At 31.1% G+C, this 14,205-nt stretch carries 12 protein-coding genes and 1 pseudogene; all 13 read right to left on the bottom strand.

The genetic code is table 11. From position 1 onward, the window contains the following. The 13 genes and pseudogenes from VIM70_RS21085 to VIM70_RS21025 all read right to left on the bottom strand — a co-directional run bounded on the left by VIM70_RS21085 (position 1) and on the right by VIM70_RS21025 (position 14,007). Positions 1–3,081, bottom strand: coding sequence for a sigma factor-like helix-turn-helix DNA-binding protein (locus VIM70_RS21085; RefSeq protein WP_331947753.1), 3,081 nt, complete (start codon positions 3,079–3,081; stop codon positions 1–3). A 386-nt stretch (positions 3,082–3,467) separates the two neighbouring features. Next, a pseudogene (locus VIM70_RS21080) lies at positions 3,468–4,044 on the bottom strand (pyruvate, water dikinase regulatory protein); the annotation flags it as partial. A 43-nt stretch (positions 4,045–4,087) separates the two neighbouring features. Beyond that, the gene (ptsP, locus tag VIM70_RS21075) at positions 4,088–5,791 is read right to left on the bottom strand and encodes a phosphoenolpyruvate--protein phosphotransferase (protein WP_331947752.1); all 1,704 of its coding nucleotides are present in this window, start codon (positions 5,789–5,791) and stop codon (positions 4,088–4,090) included. 13 nt (positions 5,792–5,804) lie between these two features. Then, positions 5,805–6,068, bottom strand: coding sequence for an HPr family phosphocarrier protein (locus tag VIM70_RS21070; RefSeq protein WP_331947751.1), 264 nt, complete (start codon positions 6,066–6,068; stop codon positions 5,805–5,807). Positions 6,069–6,221: 153 nt separating this feature from the next. Further along, the gene (locus VIM70_RS21065) at positions 6,222–6,698 is read right to left on the bottom strand and encodes a PTS sugar transporter subunit IIA (RefSeq protein ID WP_331947750.1); all 477 of its coding nucleotides are present in this window, start codon (positions 6,696–6,698) and stop codon (positions 6,222–6,224) included. A 62-nt stretch (positions 6,699–6,760) separates the two neighbouring features. Further along, entirely contained in the window at positions 6,761–8,035 is a 1,275-nt protein-coding gene (locus VIM70_RS21060) for a PTS transporter subunit IIC (protein WP_331947749.1), read from the bottom strand. A 92-nt stretch (positions 8,036–8,127) separates the two neighbouring features. After that, a complete protein-coding gene (locus VIM70_RS21055; RefSeq protein ID WP_331947748.1) occupies positions 8,128–8,433 on the bottom strand; it encodes a hypothetical protein in 306 nt (101 codons plus the stop codon). A 32-nt stretch (positions 8,434–8,465) separates the two neighbouring features. Further along, the gene (locus VIM70_RS21050) at positions 8,466–9,359 is read right to left on the bottom strand and encodes a class II fructose-bisphosphate aldolase (RefSeq protein ID WP_331947747.1); all 894 of its coding nucleotides are present in this window, start codon (positions 9,357–9,359) and stop codon (positions 8,466–8,468) included. Further along, positions 9,359–10,417, bottom strand: a complete 1,059-nt coding sequence (locus VIM70_RS21045) for a 2-hydroxyacid dehydrogenase (protein ID WP_331947746.1) — start codon at positions 10,415–10,417, stop codon at positions 9,359–9,361. Before VIM70_RS21045 ends, VIM70_RS21050 begins: the two co-directional genes overlap by 1 nt. Positions 10,418–10,485: 68 nt before the next feature. Continuing rightward, complete coding sequence (locus VIM70_RS21040; RefSeq protein ID WP_331947745.1) at positions 10,486–11,052, bottom strand: glycerol-3-phosphate responsive antiterminator; 567 nt, start codon at positions 11,050–11,052, stop codon at positions 10,486–10,488. Between the two features lie 193 nt (positions 11,053–11,245). Then, on the bottom strand, positions 11,246–12,286 hold the full coding sequence (locus VIM70_RS21035) for a 2-hydroxyacid dehydrogenase (RefSeq protein ID WP_331947744.1): 1,041 nt from the start codon (positions 12,284–12,286) through the stop codon (positions 11,246–11,248). Between the two features lie 284 nt (positions 12,287–12,570). Then, positions 12,571–12,858 carry a hypothetical protein gene (locus VIM70_RS21030; RefSeq protein ID WP_331947743.1) on the bottom strand — a complete coding sequence of 96 codons (288 nt, stop codon included), beginning with the start codon at positions 12,856–12,858 and terminating at the stop codon, positions 12,571–12,573. A 186-nt stretch (positions 12,859–13,044) separates the two neighbouring features. After that, positions 13,045–14,007 (bottom strand): AEC family transporter, encoded by a 963-nt coding sequence (locus VIM70_RS21025; protein WP_331947742.1) that lies wholly within the window; start codon positions 14,005–14,007, stop codon positions 13,045–13,047. Between the last annotated feature and the right edge of the window lie 198 nt (positions 14,008–14,205).

Genomic DNA, 14,205 nt, shown 5'->3' with positions numbered 1-14,205 from the left:
CTAAATTATCTCTACCCTGTGGAACTCATCTACACTAACTCTCTCTGAAGCCATAAATTCATGAGGAAGTGAACTGAAAATTATATTCTTAAGGGAGAGATACTGCTGTATTGCCTGAATAGTCATATTTTCTTTATCATTATACTCATTGTTTAATACATAAATTATAAGATCCACTAAGCTTATTAACTCTGAACCGTTTCTTAAAATATTGCTACACCTATATCTTCTGTCTTTAAATTGCTTTTCAATAAACTTATATTTAGGCAAATTGTCTTCAATGATATCCTGTAATAGAAATGGATTCCATTCATACCCTATGTCCGGTAACCCCCTGTAATCAATTATTGAGTGCATTGGAACATATTCATTCCCTAAAAGCTGAATATCCATAAACTCACTAATCTTATTTAATATCTCTCCATCCAGTTTTAAACTATCCTTGAGTATATATTCTCCTTTTCTAACCTCTACAAGCTTTCTCATAAGCTTTATGTTTGACGCATACATTATCTTTTCATTCATCTTTAGCTTGTTTATAAAATAATCTGACATTTCATCGAAAGTTACTACCTTTCTATCTCCTATTGTTTTAATCAATATGTCTATTGTTGTAAATCTTTTATCTTGCTTCTCCCTTAAAATATGAGGAATCCTAAAGTAATAAATATCCTCGAAAAGATACTTAAGCACATAAAATAAGTTCATGTAATTTGTAATCTTATTTAGTTTATAAAAAATGTTCATCTTAAGCTGAAGTTTCTTATAAATAACCATTGCTGTGCAGTAACCATTAAGTTCAGACAATGACGATTCTATTGCATTTTGAAACTCCTCCTTGTCCATTTCAGAGATCTGTAGAAATTCAACACAGGACAAAACACCATTACCCCAAATTATAATATTTTTGTTTACTACCTCGCAATTTGTAATCATAATCTCTGACCAACCTGGAAACTGCTTCCTTATTCTATCCTTTGTTACTGGTCCTCCTTGCTCCAAAATAAAGTTCTCCAGAATTTTATTTGTACTTATAATTTCACATGAGGCTTTTGATACTTTATCCCTACCAAAAATAAGTTCCTCTCCGTAATAGTATTTAAGCACCCCATGAAGAAAATTTCTGTTATTTATATTACTCTGCTCCGTAAGCTCATCCTCAAACTTATGGAATACATCTCCCATAATCAAAGTTTCCTCAAAACTATTTATGATATAATTTTTAATTTTTTCTACCAAAGCAATAGGTATATCTATATAACACGAATGTATATACCGTCCTCTGTCACAAAGCACATTTTCACCAATTATACCAGAAAGAGCCCTGCTATCCTCTTTTGAATGACGCTCAAGTTCAAAGTCTTCCCTTGCTATCTTTAAGACTTCCTCCATATCATTTTCATCACTATACCTTACACCCTTAGGAAAGTATTCTTTTAAAATATAACTATATACCTTTCTAGATGAAGTTCCTGACCGCATAAGATAATTACCATGTTCCTTAAATCCTCTTTTCTTTGCATATGTTATGAAATCTTCTATATCAACAAACTCTAGGTTTGCTTCCTTTAGAAATTCATCTATATTTACTATTTCATTATAAGAGTCAAAGATATCTTCAAGGTTTTCTTCTATAACCCTATCAAGTTTGGCCTTTACATCATCCAAGTTTTTATTTACTAAGAATTTATCCAATTCTTTAAAATACACTACCTTATCACATGTTTCACTAATTAATGCATATTTAATAAAAAGCATGTCCTCATCATCTGTAACTATATTTTTTATATCATCCATATCAAGTATTAATTTGCATCCCTTTTCAAAGATCAGACTCCTAAATAATATAAAAAAACTTTTAAACTTAATTAAAATCTTCTTTTCCTTTTGTCTTATACGTTCCCTTGTTAAATGATACTGTTCCCCCAATGTTTGGAGAGTTAACTTACCTATTGAACGAGCTCTAAATATTTCGAAGTTTTTATTTTCTTTAATAGTCTTTAGAAATATTATAATCAGCTCTTCCGGTGGCTTGCAAAGAAGGTTGATATTCAACATAAATCTGTTAATTTTCGTTACGCCTACATTCCTTGTTTTTATTAACTCAGAATTTTTGAGCTTTAGTAAATCCCCTATAAATCTTAGATCTGTATTTTTAAATTCCTCTAGCAGAGCATCATCAATATTAATTGCCTTTAGTCCATCTAGTTCTATATTTAAATAGTAACTGTTTATTCCTATATCAATAGGATCTCTATAATTTACCAAGTCAATACAAGACGTAAGGGCACCATTTACAAAATCTTCATATCTTTTTTTAATCTTTTCTATCCTAAATTGACCGAAACCACGAAGTGATATTAATTCATCAAAAGGAAAGCCTTCTAGATGTTTTACGTACATAAGGCTGTTTTCTTCGCAGAAATCCCTGAATTTATTAAATCCATTCTCTAAAAAAGCATTTTCTATGGTGACACCTGTAGAAATAGGGTTTAAATAAACTTTCTCAAAAAACTTCTGCATACCCTTCTTAGTATCTTCAATGCCTGTTTCAGCATTATCAGTATTCTCGTTATACTCATCAACACAGTTTTCTAAAAGAGACTCTTCCTTATCAACAAAGTTGAAACCACACTTCAAAAACTCCTCTTTTAGATTTTCAAGAGAAAGTCCGCTATTAATATGAAGAAAGTTGTCTAGTTTTATATACTGAAAAAAATAATCTGTCTTAACAAAAAATCTCTCCACAAAATTAGCAAGGCCTAAACGTGCAAAATTAATATTACGGAATCTCTGGCCATTATCTTTAACAATAATATAATTGTTATCTATTTCATAAACCATACTTGGCAACATATTCGTAGGATTTTCCATATGAAATATAAATCCTCTAAGTGCCAATTCATCTATAAGGTTAATGCAAGTTTCAGTATTAACCCTATGATAATTTCTAAGAAGATTCATATCTATTTGTTTAATATCCACTATTCCACATGCCTGTACAAATTCAGTAATTAATGTACTTTCACATATAAAATCTGTGTCCCTTACATAAGATGCCATTTCAATATAATTAGACATTATTTCACCGCCATTTCTCTAAGCTACATATTATGTAATAAATCATTGTTCCTGTCAAGTGCACTTTATACTTTTATCCTAATGTATATCATAACATTAGGTAGATGAGGAAATAAGATGAATTTTGTCGAATAAAAGGTTTATTTATTTCCTATATATCCATTATTGGCCATAATTTCCTCTCACATTAGCTTCTCTGTGTAATCTTTCAAAAATCACATAGCATAAACGATTGTTAGAGCTTTTTAGTTTCAATAAAAACGGCAATGGTATAAATTACATTAACGTTCATGCTGGGAGCACAATCAAAAGAAAGCATTCCATTAAATTTTAATGAAATGCTTTTACATCCCTTCTACTAAGATGATGTTGTGAACAATTTATATTTATTGATTATACCCCATACTTTTCATAATAATTAAAGCCGTGTCTTCTATAGCTCTTTTAGTAACATCAATTTTTAAACATCTTGTCCTTTTCATTATTTTTTCTGCGTAATCTAACTCCTCTAATATTCTAGAGTCATTTGCATATTGAAAATTAGAACTAAGTCCATTGAATTTACCCATTCTATTTTTTCTTATTTCAATCAGCTCAAAAGGATTTATTGTAAGCCCTATAATTTTCTTTACATGAATGTTATATAGTTCTTCTGGAACAGGAACTTCAGGCACTAAAGGTATATTTATTGCTTTAATGCCTTTATTAGCTAGATACATACATAATGGAGTTTTTGAAGTTCTTGAAACACCTATGATCACTACGTCTGCATCTTTCAATCCATTGTAATCCCTACTATCATCATATTGCAATACAAATTCCATTGCTTCTATTCTTTTATAATACTCATCATCCACGTTCCATATTCACCCCCGGAATATATTCTGACTGTTTATCTAATAACTTAGACGCTAGTCCTATCAATTGTCCTAAAACAGTTGATAAAAACATTCCGTTTTCTAATAGGCTTACTTTAATTATCCCTACAAAAGGTACATATTATTATTTAAAATGCTTTTTCTATGTAACTCAGTATTGCCTCTGAAGTAGTCATTGTTAGTATAATATCTGCAATGTTCTTCATATCACTATACCTTAATGAGTCAATGAGTTTTCTTGCTGGTAAAATAGATATTGGACTCATACTAAATTCATCTAATCCCATTCCTAGTAAAATTGGGATGATTTTTTTATCTCCTGCCATTTCTCCACACATTCCAACCCAAATACCTTCTTTGTGGCCATTATCAATAACCATTTTAATAAGTCTTAAAACAGCTGGGTTAAATGGGCTATAAAGGTGATTAATTTTTTCATTCATTCTATCCACTGCACAAGTGTATTGAATTAAATCATTTGTTCCTATGCTAAGGAAATCTACATGTTTAGCCAACATATCACTTATGATTGCTGCTGAAGGCACTTCGATCATCATACCCACTTCTATGTTAGAAGCATAGGGAACTTTACTTGTTTCCAGTTCTTCTTTAACTTCATTTAATATATCTTTTGCCATAAGAAGCTCTTCTAGGCTAGAAATCATAGGAAACATAATCTTAAGATTACCATATACACTTGCTCTTAGTAGCGCTCTTAATTGGTTCTTAAACAAATCTGTTTCTTTTAAACAAATTCTAATAGCTCTATACCCTAAGAATGGATTCATCTCTTTGTCAATGTTTAAGTAACTAAGTTCTTTGTCTCCACCTATATCTAAAGTTCTAATAACAACTGGCTTTGGGCTTAGAGCTTCCAATACAGTTTTATAGGATTGAAATTGTTCTTCTTCTGTTGGTAAACAATCTCTATTCATAAATATAAACTCAGTTCTAAACAATCCTACACCCTCTGCACCATTGTTTATAAGTCCAGTAACATCTTCTGGTGTTCCAATGTTTCCAGCTAATTCTACCTTTTTCCCATCAAAGGTTACACTTTCTTTATCTTTAAATAATTGTAGCTTCTGTTTTATGTTTTCACACTTTTCTTTAAGCTTATTGTAATAAGAAATATCCTCTACATTTGGATTTATTAAAACTTTACCGCTATCACCATCAATAATAACATAATCACCCTGCTTAACAGTTGTTGTAATATTTTCTAGTCCAACAACAGCTGGGATTTCAAAACTTCTAGCCATGATTGCAGTGTGCGAAGTTCTTCCTCCGATGTTAGTTAAAAAACCAAGTACTTTTTCTTTATCCATGTTAGCAGTTTCAGAAGGGGTTAAATCATTAGAAACTAATATTGCATCCTCCTTTAGTATAGATAAATCTACAGATTTTATCCCAAGCATATGTCCGAGCACCCGCTTAGAAATATCTCGAATATCGGAAACCCTTTCTCTCATGTATTCATTTTCCATACCTTTAAACAATTCTATAAAATCTGTAGCCACTACATTAAAGCAATAATCAGCATTACATTTTTCACTTTCTATTTTATCCACCGTACTTGCTATTAGTTCAGGATCCTCTAATAGCACTAGATGAGCTTCGAAAATAGCGGCCTTTTCTTCGCCAAGTTCCTTTAGTGCTTTGTCTTTAATTTGTAACAGTTCATCACTAGAGTCTTTCAAAGCTTTAAGAAATCTAGTTTTTTCTGCTTCTACATCACTAATTATAGTTTTTTTAATTATAAATTCTTCATTTTGCAAAAGTAAAATTTTCCCCATAGCAATCCCTGGTGAGACTCCTGTACCCAAAATCATATTGAACTCCCTCCTATTTTTCTCCAAATTTACTCTCTACAAGCCTTACTAAAGTATCCATAGCTTCTTTTTCATCTGTGCCTTCTGTGATTATTTTAATTTTCTCATCTTTCTTTAGACCTAAGCTCATTATATTTATTATGGACTTTGCGTTCGCAACTTCATTACCATGAACAATGGTAACAGTTGACTTAAATTTACCTGCTTGTTTTACAAAGATTGATGCGGGCCTTGCATGTAACCCTTGTTCATTCAATATCTTAACAATTACTTCCATTTATATACCCTCCTAAAATTAAGTTATTATACATCTAAAGTTGTTTTCTATGCCATATAACACTTTCTAATCATTTGTTGAATCTCATGTTTTATTTTGTAAAAAATAAATATGCAAGCACAAGAAATTTTTGTTGGCTTGCATATTTACACTTTAACTCTCTATCTTTAATATTTCACTCATAAGAATTTTATGGGCATCATCTACGTATTTCGAAGTATAAAGTCTTGAAACATTATCCTCTACTTTGCAATAATTAACAATATTCCTTAGATAGTTAAGATGATTGTCTTCACCCTTTAGTGCAAGTAAAAACATTATTCCAACATTAACTTTAGACTCGTCATTACCCATTTCAGAAAATTCAATCAAGTTATCAGTTATTCCAAGTACAACTGCCTGTTTTATAACATTTTCAGTTTCAGAATGAGGCACCGCAATGCCTATAGGTTTTGTAGGAAGCGCGGTTGGAAAAATATGTTCCCTGTTTATTGTGGCAAGTTCATAATTTTCATTCACATACCCTTTTTTCTGTAGATGTTTAGCAAGATAGCTTATCGCCTCTTCTTTTGTTTTTATATTTTTCATCATTACTACATCATAAAATACATCTTCTGTTTTATTACTCATGATACATTCCTCCTTTTAATTTTCTCCTGAATACACCACTTAAGTTAAAAATATTTTTCTAATTAAAAGTGAAATAACCATGAGAACAGTTTATATACAATAACTATTTCAGGAGTTCCTGCTGCATCCCAAGTGGATATTAATCCTTTACCAGCATTATATCCAAGAGTACTAGCTAATTGTGTCATAGGTCCCGCCATTAAAGTAGCACCCCAACAAAATAGGCAAGTTATCAAAGAAAGTATAATTATATTGTGCGCAATATTTCCTTCAGTAATAGCATTAACTGCAGCACTTTGCCAAAGGATTATTATTAAACTTACAGAAGCAATCATTTGGTTGCCTGGAAGGAAAACAGATATAATTAATGCCAACGGATACATAATTAATGTAGTAGGGATAACTGATGGATGTCCTATAACTGTTGAACAATCAAGTGCTATACGAATATCATCCCTTTTAAGTTTACTAACGATCATCTTTCTTGAGGCTTTTATAACTGGGAACCATCCTTCTACGAGTATTGCTGCCATTCTAGGAAGAAGAACAAATGCTGCTGCCATCTTAACACCAAGCAATAGCGAAGGCATAATTCCGATCTGACTAAATAAACCAATTAAGATACCTAATATTGCTCCCATTACTGAAGTTTCTCCGAAAATACCAAACTTTTCTTCTATTGTTTCAGCCTGAAGATTTATATCTTTAATAATAGGTGTTCTTTTTAACACCCATTCAATAGGTATTGAAATACATGACTGGAAGGAAAAGTGTCCACCATGAGGCCATGAACCACCAGGAGGGAAATTATTAATTCTCTCTATATATGGTGCCGCAATATCCGCGACTTTTACATCAATCATTAGAAATATTATAACGGCTACAGTTGCAATCCAAAAACTTCCACTAGCAACCCCTACCATACCTGCGAGTAACATAGGTCTCCATGTATTAAAAACATCTACATACAAGGTTTGGGTATATCTTATAGATACCAAAAATATATTTGCTACTAAAAATACTAGTACACCAAAATAACCATACGTATTTCCAAAAGCATATCCCAAAGAACCCCAACCAACGTCTGTTATACTTTTATTTATTCCATAAATTGAAATCATATTGGCTATCGGCGTAGCCATTTGTGACTGTATTAAATCTACAACAAGAAATATACCAGTAAGTCCTATAGAAACTTTCAATGAACCAAGTATTGCTTTTCTTAGTGGAACTCTTACAATCAGAGAAACTATAAGAATAACACTTATTACAGTTACTGTAGAATCAAATCCGAAAAAAGCGGATAAGGTTGAATTTATTACATCTATAAATCCCATATACTCTGCCCCCTAAATTATTTTTTTTATTAACTACAACACTACTTGTAGTTAGTAACAGTACCCTACAAGTAGAAATTGAATTACAATGTTTATGATAATTGTATTTTCTTAATTTCTTCTACTATTTCATCCAATGCTTTTTTAGCAGCCACTTCATCAAGCATAATTCCTAAAGCTCTTATCATTGGAATAGAATACGTTTTCTTTAATTGCACAGTGGTAACTAGCATGTCAGCGCCTTCTATAGAATCCTCTAAGTCACTTACCCTACAAATTTCAATTTTAACATTTTTAAACCCCTCTTTTTTAATCCTATCTTCAATATCCTCTTTTAAGTAATTTGATGTACATATTCCTGCTCCGCAACAACAAAGAATTTTTATTTTGTCTTTCATGTTAGTGCCTCCTCATAATATTTTATTTTCTACTATTTTGCTCTATTATTAGATCCAAGTAATATCATTTTATCTCTAACTACATCTTTCATTGCGTCTATTGGTTTAGCATAAGCTGTAATTGGCCAAATAGACATTTGCTGCTTACTGTTTAGTATTTCCTTTAGTGATGTGAAAAATCCCGCTAGTATTTCTGAAAATATATTTAATTTACATATTCCAAGTTCAACAGATTTTTTTATTGCTTCATCAGGTGTTCCCGATCCACCATGCATTACCAATGGTAATGTTGAAATTTTATTTAAATCATCGAGTCTATCAAAGTGCAGTTTTGGCTCGTTTACATATACCCCATGTGCAGTTCCAACTGCAACAGCTAATGCATCAATACCTGTACTTTTAATGAAATATTCCATTTCTTTTGGATTTGTTAAAAAATCATCGGGATTATCATAACTATCTTTATCATCTTTTACTCCCCCTGTTTCTGAATTTCCTACAATTCCATCACCAACATGTCCTAGTTCTGCTTCTACAGACACATTAAATTTATGTGCATATTCTACAACTTCTTTAGTAATTCTTATATTTTCTTCTAATGGTAGTACAGATCCATCAAACATAACAGATGTAAACCCATTATCTATTGATCTCTTAATAAAATCTACATCTGTTGCATGGTCTAAATGTAAACAAACTGGTACATTAGCCTTCTTAGCCATTGATTTTAGTGCAGTTGTCCAATATTCTAACCTATCACCTTCTAGATCAACCTTTAATCCCATTAAAATTACTGGAGATTTTAATTCTTCTGCTACCTCTATAACTGCCATAGCCATATCATTATTACTTACATCAAATGCAGCTACTGCATACTTGTTTTTTCTTGCATCGACTAATATACTTTCTAAATTTACTAATCCCATTATAAATTCCTCCCATATTTTTTTCTATAAGTATCCTTATTTACTACATATCTTGACTCAACACCCTTTAATACTTTAATCATTTCAGATGCCAAAAGTTTTGGTGAATTGGTAAATGCATCTTTAGTTCCCCCAGCTAAATGAGGTGTTACCGTGATATTTTCTAAAGTAAGCAATGGATACTCTTTACTTGGTGGCTCTTCATCGAAAACATCTAATGCAGCGCCTATAATTTTTTTATTTTTTAAAACATCATACAATGCTTTTTCATCAATTAACCCAGATCTTGCTGAATTTATCAAGTATGAAGTCGGTTTCATCAAACTTAATAAATCTTTATTAATTAGACCTTCTGTCTCTTTTGTTAACCTTGCATGCAATGTCACGAAATCAGAAATCTTCATTAATTTTTCTAATGATACCATTTCAGCGTCTATTACTTCCCCCTTTAAAAAAGGGTCATATACAACAACTTTCATATCAAAACCAGCTAATCTTTTTGCAACTTTTCTTCCTATTTCTCCATACCCAATAATTCCTACTATTTTATCAGCTAAATCTGGAACAGAATCAGCATTTGTATAATCCCTAACCCATTTACCATCTTTTAAATTCATATGACCCTTTGCTATGTTTCTACATTCAGAAATTAGAAGTCCTACTGTAAAATCAGCCACTGCATTTGCATTTCGTCCTGGTGTGTTAAAGACAATAATTCCTTTTTCATCTGCATACTTCAAATTTATATTTTCATACCCACCTCTTAAAACACCAACAGCTTTTAAATTTTCACAATGATCAATCAGTTTTTTTGTTATCGGACAAAATTGCGTAATGATGATATCTGCATCTTTTACCGCATCAAAAATATATTTGGGTGGCTCATACGCTTCACTGCCTCCAGTTTCGACCATGAGATTAATGTTTTGTAGTTCTTCGTAACTATCCAAACTCCATTGAATAGTTTCTACTTTAACTCCCTGCTTTTCAAAGTTCTTAAATCCTTCTTTAATGTAGTTTTCTGGAATTAATGAGTCACCTATTCCAACTATATTCATACTCATTCCCCCTTTGTTACAGTTATTCAATGTTATTTTTTTATATTATATTTAACTAGCAAACTAATTTATTTTGTTCTCATGTCCCACAAAGCTTTACAACTTGTAGTAGCTCCTATAAATCCAGCTTCCCTCGCCTTATCAATCATCTCTACATCATCTATGAACCCACCCAATAAGAATGGCACATTTTTTATTTTTCTTATTTTTTCGATAAACTTAAGACCGTATATACATGGTCTTATTTCAATTGCAGCGCATTTAGATCCTGGAATAGCTTTTAATGAAGTATCAAATGATTTAGAATCCATTAATGTGATTCTTTGAATTGTATCTACGCCAATATTATTTAACATATTTATCTTGGATGTACTCGCGCCTATTACAACATCAACTTTATACAACTGTTTTAAAAAAAGAATTCCTATTTTATCTAGATTTAACCCGCCTATTAATTCAAGATTAACTATTACCTTTTTATTAGCCTTATGACACATATCTGCAAGTGATCTTAAATTACCTATGTGAGTTTCACTTAATAATATGTAGGGATTATCAAGTGTAAGTGCATATGCTAGATCTTTAATCATCCTCACTGAGGGAATCATTAAAAATTCATTTTCTTTAATATCCATGATTTCACGCTCCTATTCATATTTTGCCTATCTCACCCCCTATAGATTATATATTTATAACTCATATGTCAACAATAGACAAGATTCTCCTATATTCATTGTAATATGCACATTTCTACTTATACCTAAAGTATTAGCTTTTGATATTATTCATATAATAATTCACAAAAATTAAATTTAACACCTGTAATACTTAGTTACGTACATTTTGCATAGGTAAGCCTTGCAAATAATTTTTAATATCATCAAAACCTATTTCAACAGAATTACGCATAGTATCACATGATGTACCAGCTAAGTGTGATGTAAGTGTAATATTTTCTAATTTCAAGAATGGGCTATCAATAGGTAATGGTTCTTCATCAAATACATCGATAGCCGCCCCACCAATCGATTTTGTTTGTAAAGCACTAATAAGAGCATCTGTATCAACTATACCAGCACGTGCAGTGTTAATAAAATACGCAGTAGATTTCATCTGAGAAAATTCTTTTGCCCCAATGAACTTGGTTGTCTTTTCTGAAAGACGTATGTGCACTGTAATAAAATCAGATTGTGCTAATAACTCTTCAAATGTTACTGGTGTATATCCAGCTTTTGCGATATCCATAGGATCCATAAAAGGATCATATATAATAACTTTAGAATCAAAACCACTTAATCTTTTAGCAACTTGACGCCCGATATAACCAAAGCCAATGATACCTACAGTACATGCACGCATATCATGAATATATTCTTGGTTCACAAAATTTTTACACCATTTGCCTTCATGAAGGAACTTATTGCTACGTGCGATATTCTTATTTTCAGCAATCATCATACCAACAGTAAAATCAGCTACAGCATGAGCACTACGCCATGGTGCATTTATAAGCTTAATTCCACGCTTAGTTAATGCTTCTACATCAGCGTTTTCATAACCACCACGTAATACAGCAGCAACCTTTAAATTCTCACAAGCGTTAATAATTTCTTCATTTATAGAGGCAACATGTACCACTATAATATCTTTATCTTTGCAAACATCTAATAAAGGCTTGTAAGTTGGAGCAGCGGCAACACCACCTAATTCAATTTGAAGCATACGGTCAGTAATTGGTCCCATAGCATACATATCTTTGTCTTCTATCATAGATACTTCAGCGCCGTACTTCTCTAATTCAAACATTTTTTCCATTAGTTTAGAAGTAACTCCACCGTCAGATACAAGTAAAATTTTTGTCTTTTTCATAATAGTTCAGTCTCCCTTTTTTGTAATTTACTTTGCAAGAAAAAATATAATATTATATTCAGGTTCTCCAAAATCCCTAGTATAGTATTTTCAACAAAAAAAATTCGGCTAAAAGCTATTATAAATATAATAGCTTTTAGCCGAATTCAATTACTCTATTCAACTAGTTATTTTGTTTTCTGAATGACTTACAAAATATATTTGATATATTAAGTAAGTTTATAATGTTATTGTATACGGTTTCTTTTTGTTTGTCAATACTTATATTTAATTAAATTAATATATTATTTAATCTCAAGTGTTTTCTTATCCTCATTGGTTTTGTCACAGCAGCTTTCTTTTTTATTACCACGCATCATCATTGGCATCATGAAAATCATCATTACTGGACATAAAAATGGCACTATCTTCAAAACTAAGCTACCAGTACTTGGACTAATCTTTGTTATAAGTGGCAAAGAAAACAGAACAACTATAGGTAAGCCACAACAAATTACCATGTGCACCATATGTTTTAATGGACTATGCTTACCATTACTTTGCTTAACTTTTTTATTTTCAATAAAATTCATACTTAACCCTCCAATGTGCTTTCTGTAATTTAGAAAACATTCATACTTTAATTACATTATATGTTAGACATATGAAGAACATATGAAGAAACAAAAAGTGTATTAAACTCTTTAACATAAGTTTTAAAGCATTGCAAGTATTGAGACAAATCAAGAGCCAATCGTATTAATTTAAGATAACTTTCTTTATAATGGAAACAGTATTCTTGATACAAATACTACAAATACTAATGTGATAGAACTAAGTAGAGTTGATGTCATAACAGCTAACGAAGCAAAGTCTGCGTGATTATTTCTTTCAACTGCAATAAGAGCAGTATTCACTGCAGTTGGAATGGCAGATGAAATGACTAATGTTTGGGCTGTTACTCCAGTAATTCCAATTACTTTTAATATAAAAAAAGCAATAAAAGGTCCCCCTAACAATCTAATAAAATTTGAAATATAAACATCGATATTTGTAAATGAGAGTTTAGTCTTTGATAGCTGTGCTCCTAATGTAATTAAAGCAAAAGAAATCAAACCGTTTTGTATGTAGATTAAACCAGGCCATATCGGCATGTTTTCTAATCTAAAAGGTAATGCCTTTAAAATAAATGCAAGCGGGATCATATAGATAGTTGGCATTTGAAGGATGCTTTTTACAGAATCCTGCCAGCGCATATTACCTTTTCCAGCATTAAAAAATCCTATTGTATTTGTTGAGATGTTTTGTACAATTAATACAACAATTTGAGTAGTTAATGCCACTGCTAAATATGGTGTTTTCCCATTTATTAAGAAGGGGCCACTGCTAAAAATCAGGGTAATTAGAGGTATTCCTATATTTCCCGAATTATAAAACATAATAGAATTTGTGAATGCATTTTTAAATCCCTCATCATACCTTCTTACCCTTGAAGTAATAGTAGTTATTATAGAATTTACAATTGCCAATATAACTACAAATACAAGTATCTTCAATATTTCCTTAGGTAATTTAGTTGAATAAATCTGCATAAAGATAAAGAAAGGTACATAAACATAAAAGTTTATCTTGCTTAGGGTATTTATATCCAAATTAAATTTTTTACTTAATAGGAATCCTATTATAATTATTAGCACCAAAGGTAAAATATCTTTGGTAAGTATATATATAAATATGTCCATTTAAATCCTCCTTATATTTCTTCTTTTGTCAAATTTCTATTAATTTTTTAATTATACCTATAAACGAGCGAAATACGTTACAATTTATTCCATTATAAAATAATGTTAACTATCCTAAGCTATTTTTAATGTTTTAAAAATGGATTCAAGGGGAATTCCTAAGTCAGCTTGATTAAAAATCCAAGATACTCGTTCCTT

This window comes from Clostridium sp. (genome assembly GCF_036569345.1).
Classification (GTDB): Bacteria; Bacillota; Clostridia; order Clostridiales; family Clostridiaceae; genus Clostridium_AD.
This window is presented reverse-complemented; position numbering and strand designations above follow the sequence as displayed.